The 23,868-nt window shown below is 65.6% G+C and carries 27 protein-coding genes and 3 riboswitches; of the genes, 26 read left to right on the plus strand and 1 reads right to left on the minus strand.

Going from position 1 to position 23,868, the window contains the following annotated elements:
• Positions 1-447 (minus strand): YceI family protein (locus tag HGB10_08965; protein NTU71931.1); only part of this gene is annotated, 447 nt, incomplete at its 3' end.
• A gap of 139 nt (positions 448-586) precedes the next feature.
• Here HGB10_08965 and HGB10_08970 point away from each other — a divergent pair.
• From HGB10_08970 to moaA, 26 genes are all read left to right on the plus strand, one after another.
• Entirely contained in the window at positions 587-940 is a 354-nt protein-coding gene (locus tag HGB10_08970; protein ID NTU71932.1) for a winged helix-turn-helix transcriptional regulator, read from the plus strand.
• A gap of 22 nt (positions 941-962) precedes the next feature.
• A complete protein-coding gene (locus HGB10_08975) occupies positions 963-1,409 on the plus strand; it encodes a CoA-binding protein (protein ID NTU71933.1) in 447 nt (148 codons plus the stop codon).
• Between the two features lie 95 nt (positions 1,410-1,504).
• A complete protein-coding gene (locus HGB10_08980; protein ID NTU71934.1) occupies positions 1,505-2,782 on the plus strand; it encodes an HD domain-containing protein in 1,278 nt (425 codons plus the stop codon).
• 81 nt (positions 2,783-2,863) lie between these two features.
• Complete coding sequence (locus HGB10_08985; protein NTU71935.1) at positions 2,864-3,790, plus strand: hypothetical protein; 927 nt, start codon at positions 2,864-2,866, stop codon at positions 3,788-3,790.
• Between the two features lie 218 nt (positions 3,791-4,008).
• Positions 4,009-4,503 carry a peptide-methionine (S)-S-oxide reductase MsrA gene (gene msrA / locus HGB10_08990; protein ID NTU71936.1) on the plus strand — a complete coding sequence of 165 codons (495 nt, stop codon included), beginning with the start codon at positions 4,009-4,011 and terminating at the stop codon, positions 4,501-4,503.
• A gap of 104 nt (positions 4,504-4,607) precedes the next feature.
• Positions 4,608-4,916: a ribbon-helix-helix protein, CopG family gene (locus HGB10_08995; GenBank protein ID NTU71937.1), complete on the plus strand. Its 309-nt coding sequence runs from the start codon at positions 4,608-4,610 to the stop codon at positions 4,914-4,916.
• Entirely contained in the window at positions 4,909-5,310 is a 402-nt protein-coding gene (locus HGB10_09000) for a type II toxin-antitoxin system VapC family toxin (GenBank protein NTU71938.1), read from the plus strand. The genes HGB10_08995 and HGB10_09000 overlap by 8 nt, the downstream gene beginning before the upstream one ends.
• Positions 5,311-5,398: 88 nt before the next feature.
• Complete coding sequence (locus HGB10_09005; protein ID NTU71939.1) at positions 5,399-6,748, plus strand: adenylosuccinate lyase; 1,350 nt, start codon at positions 5,399-5,401, stop codon at positions 6,746-6,748.
• Positions 6,749-6,817: 69 nt separating this feature from the next.
• Positions 6,818-7,216: a hypothetical protein gene (locus tag HGB10_09010; GenBank protein ID NTU71940.1), complete on the plus strand. Its 399-nt coding sequence runs from the start codon at positions 6,818-6,820 to the stop codon at positions 7,214-7,216.
• Between the two features lie 92 nt (positions 7,217-7,308).
• Positions 7,309-7,890, plus strand: coding sequence for a flavin reductase family protein (locus HGB10_09015; GenBank protein NTU71941.1), 582 nt, complete (start codon positions 7,309-7,311; stop codon positions 7,888-7,890).
• A gap of 2 nt (positions 7,891-7,892) precedes the next feature.
• The gene (locus tag HGB10_09020; protein ID NTU71942.1) at positions 7,893-8,444 is read left to right on the plus strand and encodes a hypothetical protein; all 552 of its coding nucleotides are present in this window, start codon (positions 7,893-7,895) and stop codon (positions 8,442-8,444) included.
• 102 nt (positions 8,445-8,546) lie between these two features.
• Positions 8,547-9,260 carry an AIM24 family protein gene (locus tag HGB10_09025; GenBank protein NTU71943.1) on the plus strand — a complete coding sequence of 238 codons (714 nt, stop codon included), beginning with the start codon at positions 8,547-8,549 and terminating at the stop codon, positions 9,258-9,260.
• 67 nt (positions 9,261-9,327) lie between these two features.
• Positions 9,328-9,879 carry a hypothetical protein gene (locus HGB10_09030; GenBank protein NTU71944.1) on the plus strand — a complete coding sequence of 184 codons (552 nt, stop codon included), beginning with the start codon at positions 9,328-9,330 and terminating at the stop codon, positions 9,877-9,879.
• Between the two features lie 152 nt (positions 9,880-10,031).
• Positions 10,032-12,083, plus strand: a complete 2,052-nt coding sequence (locus tag HGB10_09035; GenBank protein ID NTU71945.1) for a hypothetical protein — start codon at positions 10,032-10,034, stop codon at positions 12,081-12,083.
• 206 nt (positions 12,084-12,289) lie between these two features.
• Positions 12,290-12,415: riboswitch (molybdenum cofactor riboswitch) on the plus strand.
• Positions 12,407-13,117: a hypothetical protein gene (locus HGB10_09040; protein NTU71946.1), complete on the plus strand. Its 711-nt coding sequence runs from the start codon at positions 12,407-12,409 to the stop codon at positions 13,115-13,117. Its footprint overlaps the riboswitch before it by 9 nt.
• A gap of 28 nt (positions 13,118-13,145) precedes the next feature.
• Positions 13,146-13,273: riboswitch (molybdenum cofactor riboswitch) on the plus strand.
• Positions 13,263-14,480 carry a hypothetical protein gene (locus HGB10_09045; protein ID NTU71947.1) on the plus strand — a complete coding sequence of 406 codons (1,218 nt, stop codon included), beginning with the start codon at positions 13,263-13,265 and terminating at the stop codon, positions 14,478-14,480. Its footprint overlaps the riboswitch before it by 11 nt.
• 147 nt (positions 14,481-14,627) lie before the next feature.
• On the plus strand, positions 14,628-15,332 hold the full coding sequence (locus HGB10_09050) for an ABC transporter permease (GenBank protein NTU71948.1): 705 nt from the start codon (positions 14,628-14,630) through the stop codon (positions 15,330-15,332).
• Complete coding sequence (locus HGB10_09055) at positions 15,322-16,449, plus strand: ABC transporter ATP-binding protein (protein NTU71949.1); 1,128 nt, start codon at positions 15,322-15,324, stop codon at positions 16,447-16,449. The genes HGB10_09050 and HGB10_09055 overlap by 11 nt, the downstream gene beginning before the upstream one ends.
• A gap of 87 nt (positions 16,450-16,536) precedes the next feature.
• Positions 16,537-16,662, plus strand: a riboswitch (molybdenum cofactor riboswitch).
• Positions 16,663-16,665: 3 nt separating this feature from the next.
• Positions 16,666-17,553, plus strand: coding sequence for an extracellular solute-binding protein (locus HGB10_09060; GenBank protein ID NTU71950.1), 888 nt, complete (start codon positions 16,666-16,668; stop codon positions 17,551-17,553).
• 21 nt (positions 17,554-17,574) lie between these two features.
• Positions 17,575-18,288 (plus strand): ABC transporter permease, encoded by a 714-nt coding sequence (locus HGB10_09065; GenBank protein ID NTU71951.1) that lies wholly within the window; start codon positions 17,575-17,577, stop codon positions 18,286-18,288.
• Complete coding sequence (locus tag HGB10_09070; GenBank protein NTU71952.1) at positions 18,285-19,403, plus strand: ABC transporter ATP-binding protein; 1,119 nt, start codon at positions 18,285-18,287, stop codon at positions 19,401-19,403. The genes HGB10_09065 and HGB10_09070 overlap by 4 nt, the downstream gene beginning before the upstream one ends.
• A gap of 54 nt (positions 19,404-19,457) precedes the next feature.
• Positions 19,458-20,879 (plus strand): formate dehydrogenase accessory sulfurtransferase FdhD, encoded by a 1,422-nt coding sequence (gene fdhD, locus HGB10_09075; protein ID NTU71953.1) that lies wholly within the window; start codon positions 19,458-19,460, stop codon positions 20,877-20,879.
• A gap of 2 nt (positions 20,880-20,881) precedes the next feature.
• Positions 20,882-22,141: a molybdopterin molybdotransferase MoeA gene (locus HGB10_09080; protein NTU71954.1), complete on the plus strand. Its 1,260-nt coding sequence runs from the start codon at positions 20,882-20,884 to the stop codon at positions 22,139-22,141.
• Positions 22,138-22,356: a hypothetical protein gene (locus HGB10_09085; GenBank protein NTU71955.1), complete on the plus strand. Its 219-nt coding sequence runs from the start codon at positions 22,138-22,140 to the stop codon at positions 22,354-22,356. Before HGB10_09080 ends, HGB10_09085 begins: the two co-directional genes overlap by 4 nt.
• A gap of 23 nt (positions 22,357-22,379) precedes the next feature.
• Positions 22,380-22,961, plus strand: coding sequence for a molybdopterin-guanine dinucleotide biosynthesis protein B (mobB, locus tag HGB10_09090; protein ID NTU71956.1), 582 nt, complete (start codon positions 22,380-22,382; stop codon positions 22,959-22,961).
• Positions 22,951-23,868 (plus strand): GTP 3',8-cyclase MoaA (gene moaA / locus HGB10_09095; GenBank protein NTU71957.1); only part of this gene is annotated, 918 nt, incomplete at its 3' end. The genes mobB and moaA, both read left to right, overlap by 11 nt.

Genomic DNA, 23,868 nt, shown 5'->3' on the forward strand with positions numbered 1-23,868 from the left:
GGTCAGACCGAACTCCTTGCGGTCGATCTTGGTGGTGGCGGTGAAGCCGATGCGGTCGTTGCCCCACGGGTCGACGACGCGACCACCGAACTCAGCGGCGAGTACGACTGGGCGGGTCACGCCGTGGATGGTGAGGTCGCCGGCGACGCGCACGTTCTCGGCGTCGACGGGCTCGACCGTCGTGCTGGTGAAGGTGATCTCGGGGTAGGTCACGACGTCGAAGAAGTCGGCGCTCTTGAGGTGCGCATCGCGATCGGCTTCGTGCGTGTCGATGCTGGCGGCCTTGATGTTCACGTTGACGGTCGAGTCGGCGAGGTTCTCCGGATTGAGCTTCAGCTCGCCGGCCCAATCCTCGAAGGTGCCGTTGACGCGTGCGATGACCATGTGACGGATGCGGAAGCTGACGGTCGAGTGCGAGCGGTCGATGTTCCAGGTTGTTGCAGCCATGATGGTGCTCCTTCGTTTCTCGTGCGACCCATGGGGGTCGCACCTCCCTGACGGTTTCCTTTTGCCCAGAACGCTTACTTCTGGTAAGGTGCTAACCGAAAGGTACAACCGTCACTTACGAATGTCAAGTAGGTTACTCATGGTAAGTAATCGCACCAAACCAGAGCCAATTGATCTGCAGGTCTGCACCGTGTTTCACGGGGCGATCGAACTCATCGGCCGGCGTTGGACCGGCGCGATCGTCTCGGTGATGCTCAAGGGCGCCACGCGCTTCTGCGAAATCCGCGAGGCGATACCGGGCATCAGTGACCGGCTTCTGACCGAGCGGCTCAAGGAGCTCGAGGACAACGAGATCATCGCGCGCGAAGTCACCAGCGAGCGTCCGCTTCAGGTCACCTACCACCTCACCGAGAAGGGTCGCGCACTTGGACCCGTCCTCGACTCGGTCACCGACTGGGCGGGTGCGTGGTCTGGCGGACACGGCGCGGAGTAGAAACGGCGAGCAGGGGGACTCGATGGCGATACTGAGCAAGGAAGCGCGGCAGGGGTTCTGGAAGCGCCCGGGCACGTTCGGGATCATCGGCGGGTTTGAGGCGCCGGGGAAGCTGAGCGTGACGCTGCTCGAGCAGTGCAAGAAGCAGGGCATCAGCGCGGTGCCGATCAACCCGGCGATCGACGAGGCGCTCGGCGTGAAGGCCGTCGCCGACGCAGCGCAGATCTCGTCGTTGGCGGGTATCGTCTGTGTGCGGCTCGACCCCTACGCGACCGCCGCTGTCGAGAAGGGCGCCGAGCTGAGGGTGCCGGTGTGGCTGTCACAGGGCACCGCGAGCGCGGACGCCAAGGCTGCCGCGGAGCGCCTCGGCGCCGACATCGCTGCCGGCATCTGTCCGCTCATGTACCTGGACGTCACCTCGTATCATGCGTTCCATCGCACGGTCGCGAAGGTGTTCGGGCAGTACTGACACCTTGCTCGACCGGTCGCGCTGGGTCGAGTGGAGCTCACATGGGAACAAACACTCCAAGGGGGTTCGCACCGTGGAACCCGTAGTAGTTGTTGATGTGGGGTTCCGACGTGGGTTCGGAAACGAGTAGCAGCAAGCATCCAGCGAGCGACCATCGACCGCGCGGCCCCGCGGCCGCGGCACTTCCCATCGTCCTGACCTATGCCGTGGTCGCGTTCGCTTGGATCCTCTTCTCTGACGCAGCTGTGCGTCTCGTGTCGGTCGATCCCGATGTGATGACGCAGCTCGCGAGCTTCAAGGGAACGCTGTTCGTGCTGGTCACGTCGGCGCTCCTCTTCTTCCAGATGCGACGGAGCTTCGCGCGGCTGGAAGCGACTAGCAGGCGCCTGAGCGAAAGCGAGCAGCGTTTCCGTCGTGTGGTCGACGTCTCTCCGGTCGCGATGGCGATGAACGACGCCGACGGGACGGTCACCCTCACGAACGCCGCGTTCGCCAATCTGATCGGCTATACCGCAGACGACATCCCCACGCTGTCGGACTGGTGGGAGAAGGCGTATCCCGATGCGGTCTACCGCGCGCAGGTCGCGGATGCGTGGCGCACGGAAGTCGACCGCAGCGGCCGGGCAGGGGAGCCGTTCTCCCCACTCGAGACTCGGATTCGCTGCAAGGACGGCACCGAGCGCTTCATGCTCGTTGGATCTGCCGGGCTGGATGCCGAGGGATCCGAGCGAGTTGTTGTGTTCTTCGATCTGACCGACCGTGAAGACTCCGAGCAGTCGCTCGTACTCAGCAACGAACGCCTCAACCAGGTCCTCAAGAGCGTCATCGCGCTCATCGGCAGTGTCGTGGAAGCTCGGGATCCCTACACGCGCGGTCACGAGGAGGGCGTCGCACGCCTCGGCCGGTTGATCGCCGAGGAGATGGGTCTGTCGGCCGATGAGGTCGATTGGATCGAAGTCGCCGGACTCGTGCACGACGTTGGCAAGCTGGGGGTTCCCTCGGAAATACTGACCAAGCCGGGCAAGATCACGAGTCTCGAGTACGAACTCATCCAGAGCCACCCGCAACTGGGCTATGACATCCTCAAGGCGGTCGACTTCGGATGGCCGGTCGCCGAGACCGTGCTCCAGCACCACGAGCGCATGGATGGCTCGGGCTACCCCGGCGGACTCGTCGCGGAGGACATATCCGTGCCGGCGCGCGTGTTGATGGTCGCCGATGTGATCGAGGCGATGGCGGCGCACCGTCCTTATCGGCCGGCGCTGGGGGTCGACGCCGCGGTGGAGGAGATCAGATCGCATCCCGAGAAGTTCGATGCGCCGGTCATCGCGGCGTGCGTGCGGCTCTTCGATGAGGGACGCATCGCGGTCTGAGTGCGATCGTGGACGCCGTGCGGTTCGCGGTGCGTCGCTGGTATCCTTTGCGGCGAAACCCGCAACGCGCCGGAGGCCCTCGTGTCCGCACTCATCGCCCTCGTCACCACCGACGTCCCCGAGCTGCTTGAGCACGAGTTCGACCTTGAGCCGCTGCTCGCCGAGTTCGCCCGCCGAGGAGTGCCGGTAGCCGCCCCCGTCTGGCACGACCCGAGCGTGGACTGGGGCGCGTTCGACCTCATCGTGATGCGCAGCCCGTGGGACTACTCGCAGCGCACGCCTGAGTTCCTTGCGTGGCTCGACTCGCTCGACCAAAGCCGCGTGCTCAACCCGCCCGCACTCATCCGATGGAACCTCGACAAGCGCTACCTGCTTGACCTCGAAGCGCGCGGCGTGGCCATCGTCCCGACGATCGTTGCTGGCACGCCGGGCGAGGTGCGCGCCGCCGCCGAGAAGATCGGCGGGCGCGTCGTCATCAAGCCGAACATCGCTGCCGGCTCGTGGGGCGCGCACATCACGAGCGCGGACGATCCGCGTCTGCCCGAGTACGCCGCCGAGATCCTCGACTCAGGCAAACTCGTGCTCGTTGAGCCCGAGATCCCTGAGATTACTGCCGGTGGTGAGCGCGGGCTGCTGTTCTTCGACGGCGACTTCTCGCACGCGATATCCAAGGGCCGCATCCTCGCCGACGACGGTGGCTACATCGGCGGCGAGTACACCGAGGACATCACGGCCGCGTCGCCGACCGATGCCGAGATCGCGATGGCCGCGACGTGCAGCCGAGGCATCGCCGAGATCGCACGCGAGCGCGGGTTCGCAGCCGGTGGCTCGCACGCGAGCGCGTCCACGCCGCTGTACGCGCGCTACGACATCGTGACCGGTGCGGATGGCCCGCTGGTCATCGAAGCCGAGCTGTTCGAGCCGAGCTACTTCGTCGAGACGGCGCCGGGAAGTTGCGTGCGGGTGGTCGATGCGATGCTCGAGCGGCTTGCGCATCTGCAGCGCTGACACCTCGCGCGCACGCCGTTTGCTTCATGGTGTCCGACCGGCAGCATCATCCCTCCACCGCGAAGGGCACGGATTCCATGCGACGAACCTCGGGAATGCTCTTGGTGCTCACGGCACTGAGCCTGGTACTGGCAGCCTGTGCGCCACGCGCCACGGTCGCGCCGGAGCCGCAGAAGGCCAGGGAGACCACCACCTCACCAACGGCAGGAGACGCGAACATGAAGACGATCTACCTTGCGGGCGGGTGCTTCTGGGGTCTCGAGAAGTACGTCGGCTTGGTCCGAGGCGTTGCGAACGCCGAGTCCGGCTACGCGAACGGCACTCGTGACAACGCGAAGTACGGCGACGGCAGTGGCTACGCCGAGGTCATCAAGGTCGATTATGACCCCGAGGTCGCGCCGCTCCCGTTCCTACTCGACCTCTACTACGATGCCATCGATCCCACGACGCTCAACCGGCAGGGCAACGACATCGGCACCGAGTACCGCACCGGCATCTACTATGACGATCCGGCCGACAAGGCCGTGATCGATGCGTCGATCGCTCAGCTGCAGAAGGGCCTCTCGGCTCCTGTGGTCATCGAGGTCGGTCCGCTCGTGCGATACACCGCCGCCGAGGAGTACCACCAGGACTACCTCGAGAAGAATCCCGGCGGGTACTGCCACATCCCGAGCAAGCTGTTCGAGGCGGCCGCGCAGGCGAAGCCGGAGTAGCGGTTGAACGTGGCCCGGGCCGGTCGGTCAGGCAAGTCCTGTTGACTGCGTCAGACCCCGGTACTACCATCGGTACGACCACATTTCCTACCGGTGGAGTACTCATGGCAGTTGAGAAGCTGAGCGTTTCACTCCCGGATGTGCTTGCGGGCCGCATCGATGAGTTGGCCGAACTCGACGGCGTGTCCAGAAGTGCGGTGATTCAGGAGGCTGCAGCGCAGTACGTGGCGTCACGGGATGCTGCGGCGCGCGAGATTGGTAGGCGGGTCAAGGTCGACGAGGCCCTGGCTGCGTTCGATGCGATCGCGTCGAACTGGGGTGCCGACACCCACGCGGGGATCGAGTATCTGGCAGACGTGCGCGGGGAGTCGACATTCGACATGCCAGACGATGCGGCGAGTTCGCGTGGCTGAGCCGCGGATACTGGTTCTCGACGCATCGGTGGGGGTGAAGTGGATCAAGCCCGAGGCCGGGCGCGATGCGGCCCTCGGCCTTCTGCGCGCTCACCGGGAAGGATCCGTCCGAATCGTGGTCGCTGCACTCTTCCATCATGAAGTGGTCGCCGTCTCCGTACGCCACGGAGGGCCGCGCATGGGACGCGACACGTGGCGGGCGCTCACATCTGCCGGGCTGACCACGATCGCGCTCGACGACCGGCTCGCCGAGGTCGCACTCGCCCAGTGTGAACTGCTCGGCTGCACGTTCTACGATGCGCTGGCTCCGGCAATTGCAGCAGAGTTGGGAGCGACGCTGTGCTCGGCGGACTCGCGGGCGCACGCGCGAGTCGAAGGGGTGGAGCTGCTGTGAGGCGGGCGCTGTTGCGCGGATTGCGTCATCATGGATTCGCGCCAGAGAAGCCTACCGACGTGATCATCTTGATTAGGAGCCACGCCTCATGATCCCTCGCTACTCCCGCCCCGAAATGGCCCGCATCTGGGACCTCGAGAACAAGTTCGCGATCTGGCAGGAGATCGAGGTGCTCGCGTGCGAAGCGCAGGCCGAGCTCGGGCAGGCCGGCATCACCCGCGAGGAAGCGGCGCACATCCGCACCAACGCCACGTTCGAGGTCGAGCGCATCGACGAGATCGAGCGCGTCACCAACCACGACGTCATCGCGTTCCTCACCAACATGGCCGAGCACATCGACGCCGGCCTCGCCGAGAACGACCCCAAGCCAAGCCGCTGGGTGCACTACGGCATGACCAGCTCGGACCTGGGCGACACGGCGCTCTGCTACCAGATGGTGCAGGCGATCGACATCGTCATCGCCGACGTGAAGCGTCTCGGCGAGATCTGCAAGCGCCGCGCGCTCGAGGAGCGCGACACCCTCTGCGTCGGTCGCACGCACGGCATCCACGCGGAGCCGATGACCATGGGCATGAAGTTCGGCCGCTGGGCGTTCGCGTGGAAGCGCGCGCTCGAGCGCCTCGAGCGTACTCGCGACAACGTGGCCGTCGGCGCGATCTCCGGCGCCGTGGGCAGCTACTCCAACATCGACCCGTTCGTAGAGCAGTTCGTGTGCGAGAAGCTCGGCCTCACCCCCGAGCCCATGTCCACCCAGGTCATTCCGCGTGACCGGCACGCGCAGTTCCTCGCCGTGCTCGCGACCGTCGCGGCCACCGCCGAGGAGATCGCAACCGAGGTCCGCGCGCTGCAGAAGAGCGACACCCTCGAAGCCGAGGAGCCGTTCGCCAAGGGTCAGAAGGGTTCATCGGCGATGCCGCACAAGCGCAACCCAATCACCGCCGAGCGCGTGTGCGGCCTGGCTCGCGTCATCAAGGCCAACGCGCAGGTGGGCTTCGACAACGTGGCGCTGTGGCACGAGCGTGACATTTCGCACTCCAGCGCCGAGCGCGTCGTGCTCGCGGACTCGACCATCGCGCTCGACTACATCCTCGGCAAGCTCGAGTGGATCCTCGACGGGCTCGTGCTGTACCCGCAGCGCATGATGGCGAACCTCGAATCGACGCGCGGCCTCATCTACAGCAGCCGCGTGCTGCTCGCGCTCGTCGACAGGGGCATGCTGCGCGAGGATGCGTACGCGATCGTGCAGACCGCCGCGATGAAGGTGTGGGCTGACATCCAGGACGCCGAGCCGGGTCCCGGCTTCAAGGACTACCTCGTCGGCGGGGCAACCGAGGAGTTCCCATTCGACTTCATGCAGCTCGAGGAGTGCTTCGATCCGCGCAACTTCCTGACGCGGACCGGCGTGCTGTTCGATCGGGTTGAGGCGCTGGAGTTCTAGGGCAGCTTACCCGCGCTACAATCCTCGCGAGGCCGGTTGGCCGATGGCGTTTCCAGACAAGGAGTCACCGTGGCCTACTGGCTGATTCTCGGCGCGATGATCACAACCATCACCGGCTTCCTCGCGATCGTGCTCACGAACCCGCAGGCCGCGCGCGAGAAGAATCCCGTTGCGCGCAAAGCTGCGGTCGCGATGTGGCTGCGCATCCTCATGGCTGGCTGGGTGTTCTTCGTGCTGATGATCTTCGCGGTACCGGGCGGCCTGGACGGTGCGTGGGCGTGGATCGGGGCACAACCGATCGCCCTTCAGGCGGCGATGTGGATCTTCCTGCTGCCGTGGATGCTCGCGGTAGGCGCGTGGCAGCTCCCGCTCCCCGACGTGATCAAGGCAGCGTCCGGTCTTGGGGTGGCGGTCCTCACGTTCATGGCGTCGATGCGCCTCATCGACGAGGATCAGGCGGGCAAGTAGCCGGCTCCGCGTAGCGGTCCGAGGGGCGCCGCCCGCCACATTGCGCCCCCGGGCGGGTACAGTCATTCAAAGCCGCGACTCAGGGGGTCACCATGTCCGATCGCATCGATCTCGGCCCGCAGGGCTTCTTCTACCCCATGCCGATGACGCTCGTCGGTGCGGACTTGGATACCGGCCCCAACTTCATGCCGATCGCCTGGATCAACCGAGTCCAGATGAGTCCGCCGCGAGTCGCCGGCGGTATGAACAAGAACCACGCGACGAACGCCGGCATCCGCGAATTCGGCGAGTTCAGCGTCAACTTCCCCAGCGTCGATCAGGTCGCCTTCGCGGATTGGTGCGGCCTGACATCGGCCGCGCGAGGCGTCGACAAGTCCTCGCAGTTCGAGATCGTGCGCGGCTCACTCGAGCACGCGCCGATGATCGCCGAGTGCCCGCTGTCGCTCGAGTGCCGCGTCGTGCAGGTGGTCGACCTCGGCAGCCACGAACTCTTCATCGCCGACATCGTGGCGACCTGGACCGAGGAGCGCTTCCTCGATGAGCGCGGGAAGCCCGACATCACGAAGCTGCGACCGTTCACGCTCACCATGCCCGACAACCGCTACTGGGCCGTGGGCGAGCACATCGGCGACGCATGGTCGATCGGGCGCACGTTCGAGCCAACGGGCGATTAGCGGTGAGAAACCCCGCCGCACTCGCAGCCGTCGTGGTCGCTGCGCTTTGCGCGACGCTCTGTGCCGGCTGCATCGCGATTCCGATCGGCGGAGGCTCATCGTCGGTGGTCTCGGGAGGCGGTCAGGTTCCCGGGCACGGCGGTTCCGAGGAGTCGACGCCACCGATGCCCACGGTGGGCTCGCAGTACGAAGTCGGGTCGTGGCAGGTTGTCGTCTTGAGTGCGGTCCTGTCCAAGAAGGGTCCGGGTGGCATGGCGGCAGGCAAGGGGAAGCGATTCCTGTTGGTGGAAACGGAGTTTCGCAACGTGGAGCTCGGTGGCGCGCTGCTCGTGCATCCACGAGACGCGAAGCTTGAGGACCCGGCCGGTCGTCAGTTCAAGGAGGTCGGAACCGCTTCCGGCTTCAACGGGCATGGTATGCGTGTGATCAGCGCCGGGATGGGTGGGTGGACCGTGTTCGCCTACAAGGTACCCGCCGACGCCGCGGACTACGTGTTCACCTTCTCTCCCAAGACGGAGGGCGCTCCCGTCGAACTGAAGTGGAAGGTGCCGTAACGCTGCTGTCACACACCCGAAGGGGTAAGCACCATGTGCGCCGCGCACGGTTGCCTGCCGGCCGAAGCGATGCAAGTGCAGACGATCTTAAGGAGACCGAGGATGTCAGAGAAGACAAGCGCGGGCGTGGCCCTGGGACTGGACGAGTTCGCAGCCCTTCACGCGCAGAAGTCGGGCGACGGCGCCTGGCAGCTTGAGAGTCCGCGCTGCCTCGAAGTCCATCTCGCCGGTGAGACCGTGCGTACGAAGGTCGGCGGCATGATCGCGTACCGCGGTGACCTCAAGTTCGAGCGGGCCGGATCCGGGGGTCTCGGCAAGTTCATGAAGGGCATGCTCACCAGCGAGAGCGGGCGCGCGGCGATGGTCACCGGCACCGGCGTGCTGTACCTCGCAGATGCGTCCAAGGAGATCAGCATCCTGCGCTTGAACGGCGACGTGTTGTTCGTGAACTCCCGCGATCTGCTCGCATACTCCGATGATCTCGAGTGGGACATCACCGTTATCAAGGGCGCCGGCATCGTCGCCGGAGGGCTGTTCACGTTCAAGCTCTCGGGCAGCGGCTACGCGGCGATCACCACCCACGGCAACCCGCTCGTTCTCGCGGTCACTCCCGACAGCCCGCTCTTCACCGACCCCAACGCGACCGTGGCGTGGAGCGAGGGCCTCGCGGTCAACGTCAAAGCCGACGTGAACATGAAGACCCTCACCGGCCGAGCAAGCGGCGAGACCTGGCAGATGCAGTTCTCGGGCACCGGCTTCGTCGTCGTTCAGCCCTTCGAGGAGGGCGAGGACACCCGAGCAGGCTCGGCGGGGTAGGCTCTACTACGAGAAAGCTCAGCACAACCGCGCGCAAACGGCCATCCATCTGCAAGGAGGCGCTGAAATGACTGACGACCCAACGACCAACACCGCTGCCGAGGCGACACCCGCTCCCGAACCCGCGGCAGCTGCGCCGGGTGCGGCCGCAGGCGCGTCCGCAGGCGAGGCGTGGGCCGACGTGATCGCGCGCATGGGCGAGCTGGGCGACGCGATCGCGACGTGGACGCGTGCAGCCGCCGACAACCCCGAGAACCGTCGCCGCCTTGACGACGTGCGCAGGGGCGTCAATGAGATGGCGACCAAGGCCGACGGCGCGTTCGCCCAGATGAGCAACAGCGACATCGGACAGCAGGTCGCGAGCAGCGCCGAGGAGGCCGGGCAGTTCATCGGCGACACGGCGCAGAAGGTGAGTGAGGCCGCCGCTCCGCACGTCGCGACGGCGTTCGCCGGGCTCGCCAACGCGTTCGGGAAGGCCGCGCAGAAGGTCGAGGAAGCAGCGACGCGCCAGGCCGCACCGGCTCCGCCTGCACCCCCAGCCCCGGATGCCGCACCTGCGCCGGCAGCCACCGCGCATACGCCTGAGCCCACGCCCGAACCACCGAGCAGCGGGGAGTAGTTGCGGTTCCCTCGGCGTCGCCTGAGGCTCAATGTTGAGAATAGGTTGCGGTCCGTTGTCGGCGTACCCGATTCAGGGGCGGTGGCAGTATTGTTGCTGTACGCAGGTGAATGCATTACGCCGCCGGCACGGCGTTATAGAGGGAGTTTGCTTTGAACAGAACAGGTACGCTTCTTGGCCGCTTGGTGGCAGCGACGCTACTTCTCGTCTGTCTACCGACGCTCGCACTTGGTGCGACGCTCACCCTTCCGGTGGCGTCCGTGAGCTTCTCGGACACCGACAATGGTTTTCTGAGCGCGGGGTTCTACGGCTCCGGGCTCGAGTACGGCGTCCTGTCCCGGACGACGGACGGTGGTGCCACGTGGCACGCCCAGCGCTTCGGCTCGCCTGCCTGGATGGGTGGAGTCAGCGCTTCGGCGGATGGAAACTCCGCGATTGCGGGCGTCCGCAACAACCATGGCGGCATCTACGCGACCTCTGACTCAGGTCTCGCGTGGGTGCTTGAGAGCCTCTTCCCGCTTGCGAGCGCGAACTTCTACGACGTCGCGTATCTTTCAGGCGGGCGGCGTGTCGCGGTGGGCATCGCGGGCGAGAGCCCGGGTATCATCGCGTCCTCTGTTGGCGGCGGTGCATGGACCCAGAGTTTCCGTGGACCGGTCTACGCGGCACCCGCCGGCTCTGAGGATCCGCCCCCCACAGTCAAGGCCTTCTTCACCGCCGTCGACTCGGCGCCCGGCGGAGATGTCGCATGGGCGGTCGGCTCGGAATGGGTGACACCGTTCGGTTCCGCCGACCCTCTCGGTGCGCCGACTGCGCTCATCCGCAAGACCGTTGATGGCGGCTCGACGTGGACTACCCAGACCGTGGGATCGGCTGGTGCAGCGATCACATCGGTCGTCGCCGTCGATACCCAGACGGCGTTCATCGGCCGCGAGCAGGGCCGTCTCTACCGCACGCTCGACGGTGGCGCCACTTGGAACGACCTCACGACCAGCAACAGCGTCTTCGGCTTCACGCGCAAGATCAACGGCGTCGATGCCGTGGACGCCAATCACGTCGTCATCGTGGGCGACGGCGGCAAACTCGCGTACTCCTCGAACGCCACCTCCCCCACGATCACCTGGACCGCCACGAATCCGATGGCCGGCACCAAGGAGCTTCTCGGCGTACAGATGATCGACGCCGACTCCTGGATAGTGGTCGGCGATGACGAGACCATCATGCGCACCGACGATGCGGGCGCTACTTGGCGTGGGCAGAAGGCCGCCGCCGCTCCGACCGTGAAGATCACCTCACCCGAGCAGGCGACGATGCTCAACTCCACGAGCATTTCGGCCGAAGGAACCTCAACCGACGGCTACGGCATCGGCGTACGCAGCATCGAGCTGAAGCTGCAGCGCGAGAGCGACTCGAAGTACTGGAACGGTGCTGACTGGACGTCGAGCGAGACGTGGGTGGGTGCCGAGCAGAGCAATCCCGCTAACGGTTGGAACGCGTGGGAGAAGACGATTTCCATTCCGGACACGGGTTCGGTGGGCGCTTGGGTGAAGCTTTCGGCACGCGCCACAGACGGGTTCGGCTCGTCGAGCACCACGTCGGTCGCGTCCCTGCCGTTCACGACCATCACTGCGGACAGGTCGACGATCACCGTCAACTACGGAGCAGGAACCACCATCGCCGGCGTGCTGAAGTCCGGTGCGACGGTACAGAGTGGCAAGCTCGTGAGCATTAAGGGAGGCACCACGAGCAAGTCGACGACCACCGATGGGTCCGGACGCTTCTCGTTCCCCGTGTCGAAGACCAGCAACAGGACCACGTACACGATTTCGTACACGGGAAGCCCCGTGCTGATGCCCTCTAGCGCTGTCGTCGTCGTGATGCCGAAGGTCAAGCTCAACCGACCGGTCGTGCCGTCGACCATCAGGCACACCAAGAGCTTCCGCACCTACGCGGACATGTGGCCTAAGCACTCCTCGGGCTCCACCGGGATGACATTCTACTTCGACCGCCGTTACAAGGTGGGTGGCAAGTACGTCTACATCACGAAGGCCACTTCGACGATCAAGTCCTCGTCCTACAAGACGTGGACACGGTGCGCTACCACGAGGAAGCTTGCGGCCGGCACGTGGCGCGTGAGAGTCAAGCACTCCGATTCGTATCACGCCACGACCTACAGCTCGTATAGGTACTTCACGGTTCGGTAGGTCCGGTACGCAGCGTTGAGCTGACAAGACGAGGGCCCTTTGGATCGGTTGTGGGTGCTGAACACACAACCGAAACCCGAGGGCCCTCGTGCGTCATCGTGACGTGCGGTGGGTTGCTTGCTGCAGCAACGGTGCCGCCGCCCAAGCCCACTAGTTTCACGAATTCCCGCATGGGTGTACCCTGACTCTAAGTTCGTCTTTAGGCTAATCAAATACATCTCCGAGCTTGGGCGACCTATCGGCGCGAATGCGCTTATGGAGCCTCGGCCGATAGGGTGGGGAACGGAAACGGCCCCGCCTCCCGTTTGGAAAGGGGATTAGGCATGCCGCACCGTGTACACGGCGGGTTCATTCGACAGCGACGCCTCCGGGCGGTTGCTGCATTCATTTCGGTGGTCATCCTTCCCCTTTCTCTTGCGGCGTGTAAGTCGAAGGATCAGGCGATCGTTGAGTCCACCACGTCACCCGTCGCGACCGGCACGGTGCAGGCGCAGCCTCTCGTTGATCCCAGCACGATCGCCGTTCCCGAGCTGCCCGCGGACACGCAATCACTATCACCTGCCGCAGCATCGGCTAATCCGCAGGAGAGCGCAGATTCGTTTGCAGAGGCGATCGCCCCAGATCCGGCCAAGCCCAATACGTTCTGGCCGAAGCGCGTGGGCGACTTTGCCGCTCGATTCGCGGGGCCTGTGTGGTACCCCAAACACCTGCCTGTGGGATACAAGTTCGAATCGCTCGATATCGTCGAGTTCGATCCGGGTAGCGGGCTTGTATGCGACATCGTCTTCACAAGTGGCGAGAAAGTCCTTCAGTTCACCCAAGGAAGTCCGAAGAACCGTGACTACGAGATTGTCTCTGCAGGGAAGCTTGCCTGGGGGTCCGGGACAGCGAACCTCGTGCACATGGATCCGGCAGACAAGTCGACACCCATCATCGCCGTGTACAGCAAGGGCGGGAGCTTCGCAGAACTCACGGGCGATGTCTCGACCGCCGAGTTGAAGGCGGTCGCCGCAAGTATGGTGAGCGTGAAGTAGGGTCGGAATCAGTGCTTTACCGCCGCGGATTGCGGCGTAGCTCCGATCCCGGAAATGCCTGCCGCGGGTGGCGCCCGCAATGGTGTCCGGGACGTCAGGGTCGATCGAGAAATCGTTCGTCCTCCCATCATGGAAAGGAGTGGCAATGCGCCAGAGACAGGGAGCGCGCGTCTCGCGAAGAATGGCCGCGACGGTCTTTGCCGCGGCAATGGCGGTGGCTCTGCTGGCACCCGGCGTAGCAAGTGCAGCGACGCCAAGGACCACACTGCTGACCGGCACTCGCTATATGACAACCGCGCGTTCGTTCACCATCAGTGGACGCATGGCAAGTAAGTACAAAGGCAAGAAGATCGCCGTCGACGTACGCAAGCCCGGTCGGACCTTCTGGACGAGAGTCGCAGTCAAGACCATCAGTTCAAGCGGCTACTGGTCTACCAAGTACACCCCCAAACTGGGCGGCAAGTTCTACATCAGGGCTCGCTATATTCCCGCCGGAAGCAAGTCGCGCATAGCGACGCTGACGGTCAAGAACGGCCCGAGCGCGAAGACGCAGATTCTGCTCGCTTCCACGACCTCGACTCGAGACTCGGGGCTGTTCGAGCGGCTTGGCCCGGCGTTCCTCGCCGCGTGCCCCGAATATGCGCTCAAGGCCACGTTCGTAGGCTCCGGAACCGCAATCGCGTTGGGTGGCAGTGGGGACGCAGATGTTCTGCTCACCCACAGCCCGGCCGCCGAGGTCGATTTCATGAAGGGCATCGTGGCCGGCAACCCGTCCGCTCACAAGGGGGCCACACGCTTCAAGGTCATGTACAACGACTTCGTGCTGGTAGGACCCACGGCGAACCCCGCCGGCGTCGTCAATAGCAGCTCCGCTGGCAGCGCGGCGGCGGCGTTCCAGGCCATTGCGGGCGCGGGTTCGACCTTCTGGTCACGCAACGACAACAGCGGCACAAACGCCAAGGAGAAGGCGATCTGGCTCGGCCTCGGCAACCCGCAGTTCTCGTCTGGCACGACCCCGCAGCCTTGGTACAAGGCATCGGGCACCATGGGTATGGCGCAGGCTCTGGCAACCGCGAATGATGCGGGGACTGCCGGCTACACGCTTGCGGACCGTGCCACGTGGCTCAATGCCAAGGCCCTGGGAATCACCCCGAACCTCTCGATTCTGAATGCGGGCGATCCGACGCTCTTCAATCAGTATGCTGTCATCGAGGTTGGCGGCGCCCGCAACTGGGAGGGTGCCATGGACTTCAGCCGGTGGATTCGGACGGCTTCGGCCCAGGCACTGATCAAGTCGTACGGCGAGTACACGTATCCCGGCCAGGTCATGTTTGAGCCGAACGCTGGCTCATACCCCTGGTAGTCTGACGTGCTGCATTCTGGCCCGGCGGGTCGTCTATCGATCTGCCGGGCCAGAGTTGTTTCAGGTCGATTCCTATAGGCTGTGATGCGGGGCTGAGCGTCGATACGTCGTGCGCTGGGCCGTCTACCCTAGTTCGGCGGGAGCGACATGGAGATATACATCACGGCAGTGACGGACGCATTCAGCCTTCTGACAGGGGCCAATCCGACCGTGTGGCAGGTCATTGCCCTCTCGTTGTTGGTCTCAGGGTCTGCGATTTGCATCGCCACGCTCATCGGTGTCCCGCTCGGCTATCTCCTCGGGATGAGCCGATTTGCCGGGAGGGGCGTTCTCGTTCTGCTGATCAATACGGCCATGGGCTTTCCCCCGGTCGTCATCGGGCTCTTCGTCTACATGGCCCTCTCTCGTTCGGGGCCGCTCGGTGGTCTGCAGTGGCTGTTCACGCCACAAGGCATGATCATGGCGCAAGTCATACTTGCGTCCCCGCTCGTGATAGGGGTGTCCGCTGCCGCAATCGCTGGCGTACCGCGCGATCTTAGACTCCAGTTGCGTGCGCTTGGTGCCTCCCGCATCCAAGAAGGCTACGAGGTCTTGAAGGAGGCGCGAGGCGGCGTGATCGTAGCGATCATTGCGGGTTTCGGCGCGATCATCTCAGAGGTTGGCGCGGTGTCTATCGTGGGCGGCGGCATCGAGGGCTACACGGATGTCATGACCACCGCCATTATGGCCAATGTGCGCCGTGGCGAGCTCCCCCAGGCCATGGCATGGGCCGTGGTACTCATGGGCATCGCACTTGTGGTCAACGTCGCCCTCACATCGCTCCAGAGCACAGGGAATTCGTATGACCGCTAACCCTGGGTATCTGAGCACGCGCGCCTCCTCGGCCGACACCCCCACCATTCAGGGCGAGGGGTTGCGCGTCACCTACCGGGGCAAGACGGTACTCGAGGTGGATTCGATCTCGCTCGCCGCCGGGGAGACCTTCGCGCTGCTGGGATCATCAGGAGCAGGCAAGTCGACTCTACTCCGCGTGCTCGGCATGCTCGAAAGGCCGACCGCCGGTCGCGTCCTCTATGAGGGGGAGCCAGCGAACGGGAGCCGCCTTCGCACGCGCCGCACTGTGGCTGCGGTCTTCCAGAAGCCGTACCTGCTCCGTGGTACCGTCGCCGACAACGTCGGATACGGCCTGAGGCTCCGCCGTGTTCCTGCGGCCGAGCGGGTGCGGCAGGCTGCGGAAGCCCTCGAGCGCGTCGGCCTGGCCGGATGGCAGGATCGTTCCGCGCTCACTCTGTCCGGTGGCGAGGCTCAGCGGGTCGCGCTGGCGCGAGCGCTCGTGTTGCGACCCAGATTGCTCCTCCTCGATGAGCCTCTGTCCTACCTTGACCCGCTACTGAAGCGCCAGCTGAGCCTCGAGTTCGCGCGGATTCTCGCAGACGAGGCGGTCACCGCGCTCTACGTGACACACGATCAGGATGAGGCGGCAGTGGTGGCCGATCGGATTGGGGTCATGCGGGAAGGCCGTATCGTGGCCGAAGGTGACCCGGAGAGCGTGCTGACGCTACCGAACGACCCATGGGTCGCGTCGTTCCTCGGTACGGTCACGTCCGTGGACGGCGTCGTTGAGTCTGCCGTCGAAGGCACGCTGAGGATCCGCTGCGGCCACGCTGCGATATACGCTCTCGGCACGATGGCAGTCGGCGCGTCGGTCAGATTGGGGGTCCGCCCCGAAGACGTGTTGCTGTTCGAGCCAGACGTGCCATTTGCCGGGACGCCGGCACGCAACCGGATCGAAGGTGTGGTCACCGAGGTCTCCGCATCGGGCGTCACCGTGCGCGTGGTGGTCGACCTCGGTGGGGCCCGAATTTCGTCTTCAGTTTCCCGTTCTTCAGCAGCGTCACTCAAGCTGGCGCCGGGGGCTGGCGTGACCGCGATGTTCAAGTCGACGGCGGTCAGAGTCGTGGAGTGCTAGCGTTGCTCGGTCGGTGTGGCGTCTGACCTCGGTCGCGGTTCTCGGCGAGCCGATCCCGGGTATTCTTGCTGCATGCCGCGACTACGAGGCGGATACACTCTCCGAGCTTGGGCGACCTATCGGCGCGGTTGCGCCCATAGAACCTCGACCGATAGGGTGGAGACGGAAACGGCCCCACCTCCCGTTTGAAAAGGGGATGTAGCTATGAAGCATCACATGGGCAAGCAACGGTGGACACGCTTGACGGGTGTTCTGCTCGCTGCAGCGACCGTTCTCGCGGTAGTAGGGTGTGCGCAACCCGCGGCACCGCCAACGCCTACATCGGCGGTGACGGATCTCGTGGTTTCCTCGACGACCTCGACGCAGGACTCCGGCCTCTTCGATGTGCTCATCCCGGCATTTGAGAAGGCCTATCCCACGTACAAAGTGAAGGTCATCGCGGTCGGGACCGGCGAGGCGCTCAAGCTCGGCGAGACGAAGGACGCCGACGTCATGCTCGTTCACGCCAAAGCCTCCGAGGAGAAGTCCGTCGCCGACGGGTTCGCCATCGCGCGCTTCGAAGTCATGTACAACGATTTCATCGTCGTAGGACCCGCTTCCGACCCGGCGAAGGTGAAGGCCTCGGCCAACACGACCGAAGCCATGGCGTCGATCCAGAAGGCCGGCAAAGCGGGCGACTCGGAGTTCGTTTCTCGTGGCGATGACTCCGGCACGCACAAGAAGGAGCTCCAGCTGTGGGCGACCTCCGGTGTCGAACCCACGCCTACGGCTGACGCCGATAAGTGGTACCTGTCGACGGGTCAGGGTATGGGCGAGACGCTCAAGATCGCCTCGGAGAAGGGCGCCTACACGCTCACCGACCGGGCGACGTACCTCACGATGAGGGACTCGCTCGACCTCGAGGTCATCTACGAGAAGGACAAAGCGCTCCTCAACCAGTACGGCGTTCTGCCCGTGACCGACGCGAAGAACATGGCCGGTGCAGAGGCGTTTGCCGCATATATCACGTCGCCTGAGGGCCAGAAGCTCATCGGCGAGTACGGCCTCGAGAAGTTCGGCGAGCAGCTCTTCACGCCGAACGCCACGGGAACCGCAAGCTTCTAAGAGACCGGAGTCCGACTCCACGTGCAGATCTACAGTGATGCGCTTCGAGAAGGCTGGGCGCTGCTGTCCTCGGGCACGCTCGACGTGTGGACGATCATCCTCACATCGCTGCGTGTCTCGGGGACGGCGGTGGCGCTGGCGCTTGCCGTGGGGCTGCCCTTGGGGATCGTTCTGGGCGTGAAGCGTTTCGTGGGCAGGACGGCGGCCCTGATCGTCTTCAATGCGGGCATGGGGCTGCCGCCGGTGTTCGTCGGGCTCATCGTCGCGATGGCCCTGTCTCGTCGAGGGCCGCTCGGCGACCTGTCACTGCTGTACTCGCAGACCGCCATGATCATCGCGCAGGTGATCATCGCCGTCCCGGTCATCGTCGCGGTGACCGCTGCGGCCGTCTCGGCGGTCCCGCGCGAGCTGCGGCTTCAGGCGGCATCGCTCGGCGCGCCACGGTGGCGGGTGGCCACTCTGACGCTCTCCGAGGCGCGCGTCGGACTCATCGCCGCGATCGCAGCAGGCTTTGGCGCTGTCATCTCCGAGGTGGGTGCCGTCCAGATGGTGGGCGGCAACCTGGCGGGGGATACGCGCGTCATGACGACGGCGATCGTCGAGTTCACCCGCAAGGGCCAGTACGGCTCCGCACTCGCATTGGCGCTCGTGCTCATGGCCATCGTCGTGTTCGTCAACGTGGTGTTGGCGACGATGCAGACCTCGGCGGACCGCTACGAAGCGGGTGCGCGATGACAGGTGCCCTCTCCTTGAGCGCCACCGGGATTCGCAAGGCGTACAAGCGCAGCGATTTCGCGCTGTCCGTCGACCGCATCGAGGCCCCGGCCGGATCGACGCTCGCTCTGCTCGGCCCGAGCGGGTCGGGCAAGACGACTCTGCTGCACGTGCTCGGACTGCTGGAGAAGCCCGATAGCGGCCAGGTGCTGCTCGGCGGCAGGCCTGTCGCGCCCGGTGACCGGGAGGCGCGCCTGTCGATGGCGGGCGTGTTCCAGCGGCCCTACCTGTTCAAGGGCACCGTGGCGGGCAACGTGGGCTACGGCCTGGCGATGCGCGGCGTGCCGACGTCCGATCGCCCGGCGAGGATCGCGCAAGCGCTCGAGCACGTCGGGCTCGAAGGCTACGGGCCACGCGGAGCGCATCAGCTCTCCGGAGGTGAGGCTCAACGCGTTTCGCTGGCGCGCGCCCTGGTGCTCAATCCCCGGGTGCTGTTGCTCGACGAGCCGCTCGGGTCGCTCGATGCGCTCCTCAAGCGCAAGCTCGCGCAGGAGTTCGCACGGATCGTCCGCGGCACCGACTCGACGGTCATCTGGGTGACGCATGATCAGGACGAGGCGATGATGGTCGCCGACCAAGTCGCGATCGTGAATGCGGGCCGCGTGGTGACCAGCGGGCATGCCGACACGATCATGGGCCTTCCCTCCGACGACTGGACCGCGGCGTTCCTCGGCGTCGAGCCTCCACAGCACGGCCGCGTCACATCGTCGTCTGCCGGACTCGTCGATATCTCGGCCGGCGGGGTCACGCTCGAGGTCACCGGGGACGCCGATACCGGCACCGAGGTGCTCTTCGCGATTCGCCCCGAAGACGTGCTGCTCTTCGAGCCGGGTGTCGACCTGCCGCTGGCCACGGCGCGAAACCGACTGCCGGCGACAGTCGTGAGCTGCACATCGCGCGGCGCGACGAACCACATCGTGCTGCAAGTCGGCGGACTGAGGCTGGCTGCATCGGTCTCGAGGGCGGCCACGCAAGAACTGAACCTTGCGCCCGGCGCACAGACGCTGGCGGTCTTCAAGGCATCGGCCGTAAGATGGCGGCCCGCCGATGTCGGCGCCATGGGTACACTGAACTGAAGGAACCACTCTGCGCGCTCTCGCGAGCGCCCGTGTGATGAAGACGAGGACATCGTGACGGCACCGACAGACCGGACGCTCCCACTGACAGCCGCCGTGCTCGCGGGCGGCCGCAGCATGCGCATGGGAGTCGACAAGACGCTGCTCGACGTCGACGGGCGAGCTCTCGTGGCACGCGTGGTCGATGCGGTGGGCGAGGTCTGCGCCAACACCCTCGTCGTGACGAATCGGCCTGAGGCGCTCGGCGAGGCCGAGCTCCCCTCCAGCGTCCGCATCCTGCAAGACGAGATCGCCTATCAGGGTCCGCTCGGCGGACTCGTCACCGCCCTGGCCGAGACGACCGACGAGTGGATGCTCGCGGTCGCGGCGGACATGCCGCACCTCACATCCGATGTCATCCGCGCGCTGTGGGACCTGCGCGGCGACGCCGACGCGGTCGTGCCGGTCGGCGACAAGGGACCCGAGCCGCTGTTGGCCCTCTACCGGGTCGCCGCCTGTCTGCCCGTCGCCCGCGAGGTGCTCGCCACCGGGCGTCGTAGGCCGGTCGCGATCTTCAGCCGGGTTCAGACCGTCGAGGTTCCCGCCGACGCTCTGCGCGCAGTGGACCCGGATCTGCGCTCGCTCACCAATGTGAACACACCCGCCGATCTGCTCGACGCGCGTGACACAGCCGCCGAGAACCCGCGCTACGTGCGGGGAGGCGTCAAGCTCGAGGTGCTCGAGGTCAGTTCGCGGCGTTCGACTCGTTCGATGCCCAGCGAGACCCCCGTCACCATTCACCTGAACGATCGCGAGATCGCGACAACGCAGGCCACCCCGCACGACCTCGAAGACCTCGCGGCCGGCTTCCTGCTTTCCGAGGGGCTGCTCGTCGACCGGGACGCGCTCGTCTCCATCGACGCCGACGCCAAGCGCGGGCTGGTCTGGGTCACGTCGACGGAGGACGTGCCGGCCGACATCGGGGACCGCACGCGCTACCTGACGAGCGGCTGCGGTCGGGGCGTCACCTTCGCGAGCGTCGCCGATGCGCGCGGACTGGCCCCGATCGAGTCGGCGCTGCGCGTGTCCGCCGACGACCTGTACGACCTGGTCGGGGCCATGGCGCGACGCGCCGAGATGTATCGCGACAGTGGAGGCGTTCATGCGTGCGGGCTCGCTCGCGGCAACGAACTGCTCATCGTGCGCGAGGACGTCGGGCGCCACAACGCGCTCGACAAGGTGCTGGGGCGTGCGTGGCTCGACCGCGTCCCCACAACCGACGCGATTCTGCTCTCCACCGGCCGCATCTCCTATGAGATGACCGTCAAGGCCGGTAAGTCGCGAGTCCCGATCGCCGTGAGCCGCAGTGCCGTGACCGACCTAGCCGCCGATGTGGCCGCAGGACTCAACATCACGCTGGTCGGGTACGCCCGCGGCGGCAAGCTGACCGTCTACACCGTGCCGGAGCGCGTGATCGCCTCCGCGGAGGAGGAGTGACCGTGCCAGACACGATGACGGTTGAGGAAGCGCTCGAACACGTGCTTGGCTTCGTGAAGCCGCTGCCGAGTGAGCGCGTCTCACTGCTCGACGCGTTGCATCGGGTCATCGCCGAGAATGCTGTGAGCGATATCGACGTGGCGCCCTTCGACAACTCCGCGATGGACGGCTTTGCGATTCGGGCCGCCGACACAGCCGGCGCTTCCGAGGGCGTTCCCGCCGAGTTCGACGTCATCGCGCACATCGCGGCCGGCGACGACGTCGCCGGCATCGAAGTCGGTTCCGGGCAGGCCGCTCGCATCATGACGGGGGCGGCCGTTCCCGCCGGCGCCGACGCGATCGTCATGGTGGAGTACAGCAGCGTACTCGTCGGCGACGGCGGGATCGGCTCCCGCGTCGCGCTCTCGCGCGAAGCGGGAGCTGCCGAGCACATCCGCCGCCGCGGCGAGGAAGTGCGGGCAGGGGACGTGGTGCTGGCGGCGGGGGATGTGCTCGGCCCGGCCGCCATCGGGCTGCTGGCGTCGACCGGCCACGACACGGTCGCGCTGTACCGTCGGCCGCGCGTCGCGGTGCTCTCGACCGGCAGCGAGCTGGTCGAGGTCGCCGAGAAGCCCGGGCCCGGCAAGATCCGCAACTCCAACAGCTACTCGATCGCCGCGCAGGTGCTCGCCGCCGGCGCGATCCCGGTCCGCTACCCGATCGTGCCCGACGATATGGAAGCGACCCGCGCGGCGTTCAAGCTCGCTGCAAGCGAGTGCGACTTCATCCTCACGAGCGGCGGCGTGTCGGTCGGCGACTTCGACTTCGTCAAGCCGGTGCTCGAGGAGCTCGGCGTGCTCACCTTCTGCAAGGTCAAGATGCGACCGGGCAATCCGCAGACGCTCGGCACCATCCAGGGCGTCCCGTTCTTCGGCCTGCCGGGCAATCCCACGAGCACATATGTGGGCTTCGAGATCTTCGTTCGGCCGGCCTTGCGGGTCATGCAGGGGTTCTCGGCGATCACGCGTCCGGTCACGATGGCACGGCTCTCGCACGATGTGAAGAAGAAGCAGGATCGTCGCTACTACTTGCGCGGCCGGTGCGAACTCGCCGCTGACGGCAGCGGCTACCAGGCTTCGCTGTCTGGGAGCCAGTCATCGGCCCTGTTGACCGCGGCCCACAAAGGCAACTGCTTCGTAGTACTACCTGAAGGTGATGGGATGTTTACGGCAGGCACGCAGGTCCGATGCGTGCGTCTCGATATCGAGGAGGGCACGCCATGAGCGACAAGGGACCCAAGGAGCTCGATCCGCGCTGGACGAGCCAGGTGACGGATGAGATGAAGGCCGCGATAGCGGCGAAGGCGGTTGATGGTAAGGTGACCTGCCCTGTGCTGCGTAAGTACGCTGAGGACACAGGCGTGCCGTACAAGGTCGCGGGTGCCGCGGCCGACATGGCAGGCATCAGGGTTCACAACTGCGACCTCGGCTGCTTCTAGCCGAGCCGACGATAGGGGTACGAATGACGGCTGCGCCGAATACGGTGCCGATCGTCTCTGTGGTGGGGAAGGGCGACTCCGGCAAGACGACCTTTCTCGAGAAGTTGCTTCGCGACCTCGCTGACCGCGGGGTTCGTGTCGCGACGGTAAAGCACCACATTCACGACTATGACATCGACGTTCCCGGTAAGGACTCGTATCGCCACGCGCGTGCGGGAGCCTTCGCCACGATGGTCTCCTCTCCCGAGAAGTTCGCGATGATCCACGACGTCGAGCAGGAGCTGCCGCTCGACGACATCGCTCGCATCGCGACCGAGGCGGGGGCGGATCTGCTCATCACCGAGGGCTACAAGCGAGAGGGTCGCAACCGCATCGAGATATCGAGACGAGAGCGCTCGGACTCGCTGATCTGCGCGCCGGAGGAGATGACCGCTCTGGTCACCGACAACGATGCCGTCACCGAGCCGGTCTCGGCGGCGGGCGTTCCGGTCTTCGACCTCGACACCGGCTTCGGCGGCGTGGCCGACCTCATCATCGACCGGTTCCTCGGCGGGGTGGACGGCGTGTTCACTCGCGGTTCGCGAGGATGTGCCGATGGCGACTGACGCCCATGGCCGACGGATCGACTACCTCAGAATCTCGCTGACCGACCGGTGCAATCTGCGGTGCGTCTACTGCATGCCCGAGGAGGGCGTCGAGTGGAAGCAGCCTGCCGAGATCCTCTCCTACGATGAGATCGTCTCGTTCGCGCGGGTCGCCGTCGAAGAGGGTATCGGCAAGATCAGGCTCACCGGCGGGGAGCCGCTCGTGCGTCGCGGGGTGGTCGACCTGGTTCGCAGGCTCCATGACATTCCCGGCGTCGAGAGTCTGGCGCTGACCACGAACGCCACGCTCCTTCCGCGCTTCGCCGCCGAGTTGCGCGACGCGGGGCTCGAGCGCATCAACGTCAGTCTCGACTCGCTCGACCCCGAGGAGTATCACCGCATCACTCGTGGTGGAAACCTCGACGAGGCGCTTGCCGGGCTCGATGCGGCGTTCGAGGCCGGCTTCTCGCCGATCAAGCTCAACACCGTCGTTGTCCGCTCGCTCGAGCAGGACCTGCTCGGATTTGCGAAGCTGTCACTCGGTCGCCCGCTGCACGTGCGCTTCATCGAGTACATGCCCGTGGGCGCCGCCGAGGAAGGCTCGGGCTGTCACTCGGATGGCGGCACCGGCTGGACCGCGTCGGACTCCGTTCCCAGCGAAGAGGTCATCGATTGCATCTCCGCAGGGGGACAGGCTGCGGGTCTCGGTCCGCTGCTCGAGGTCGAGCGTGATGCTGCGCCCGGCGGATGGGGGCCTGCGCGCTACTATCGGTTCGCGGACGCGGAAGGCACCGTCGGCGTGATCTCGCCGCTCTCGCACCATTTCTGCGCCGAGTGCAACAGGCTTCGGCTCACGGCTGACGGGCGGTTGAGGCCCTGCCTGTTCAGCGACAACGACCTCGACGCAGAAATGGTGCGAGAGCGGCGA

It is taken from the genome of Coriobacteriia bacterium (assembly GCA_013334745.1).
Taxonomy (GTDB): domain Bacteria; phylum Actinomycetota; class Coriobacteriia; order Anaerosomatales; family JAAXUF01; genus JAAXWY01.

Excerpts from the sequence above, each read along its gene's own strand:
- HGB10_08970 (NTU71932.1), top strand. The coding sequence starts at position 587 with ATGGTAAGTAATCGCACCAAACCAGAGCCAATTGATCTGCAGGTCTGC.
- HGB10_08975 (NTU71933.1), top strand. The coding sequence starts at position 963 with ATGGCGATACTGAGCAAGGAAGCGCGGCAGGGGTTCTGGAAGCGCCCG.
- HGB10_08980 (NTU71934.1), top strand. The coding sequence starts at position 1,505 with ATGTGGGGTTCCGACGTGGGTTCGGAAACGAGTAGCAGCAAGCATCCA.
- msrA (NTU71936.1), top strand. The coding sequence starts at position 4,009 with ATGAAGACGATCTACCTTGCGGGCGGGTGCTTCTGGGGTCTCGAGAAG.
- HGB10_08995 (NTU71937.1), top strand. The coding sequence starts at position 4,608 with ATGGCAGTTGAGAAGCTGAGCGTTTCACTCCCGGATGTGCTTGCGGGC.
- HGB10_09005 (NTU71939.1), top strand. The coding sequence starts at position 5,399 with ATGATCCCTCGCTACTCCCGCCCCGAAATGGCCCGCATCTGGGACCTC.
- HGB10_09015 (NTU71941.1), top strand. The coding sequence starts at position 7,309 with ATGTCCGATCGCATCGATCTCGGCCCGCAGGGCTTCTTCTACCCCATG.
- HGB10_09025 (NTU71943.1), top strand. The coding sequence starts at position 8,547 with ATGTCAGAGAAGACAAGCGCGGGCGTGGCCCTGGGACTGGACGAGTTC.
- HGB10_09030 (NTU71944.1), top strand. The coding sequence starts at position 9,328 with ATGACTGACGACCCAACGACCAACACCGCTGCCGAGGCGACACCCGCT.
- HGB10_09040 (NTU71946.1), top strand. The coding sequence starts at position 12,407 with ATGCCGCACCGTGTACACGGCGGGTTCATTCGACAGCGACGCCTCCGG.
- HGB10_09045 (NTU71947.1), top strand. The coding sequence starts at position 13,263 with ATGCGCCAGAGACAGGGAGCGCGCGTCTCGCGAAGAATGGCCGCGACG.
- HGB10_09050 (NTU71948.1), top strand. The coding sequence starts at position 14,628 with ATGGAGATATACATCACGGCAGTGACGGACGCATTCAGCCTTCTGACA.
- HGB10_09055 (NTU71949.1), top strand. The coding sequence starts at position 15,322 with ATGACCGCTAACCCTGGGTATCTGAGCACGCGCGCCTCCTCGGCCGAC.
- HGB10_09060 (NTU71950.1), top strand. The coding sequence starts at position 16,666 with ATGGGCAAGCAACGGTGGACACGCTTGACGGGTGTTCTGCTCGCTGCA.
- HGB10_09070 (NTU71952.1), top strand. The coding sequence starts at position 18,285 with ATGACAGGTGCCCTCTCCTTGAGCGCCACCGGGATTCGCAAGGCGTAC.
- HGB10_09085 (NTU71955.1), top strand. The coding sequence starts at position 22,138 with ATGAGCGACAAGGGACCCAAGGAGCTCGATCCGCGCTGGACGAGCCAG.
- mobB (NTU71956.1), top strand. The coding sequence starts at position 22,380 with ATGACGGCTGCGCCGAATACGGTGCCGATCGTCTCTGTGGTGGGGAAG.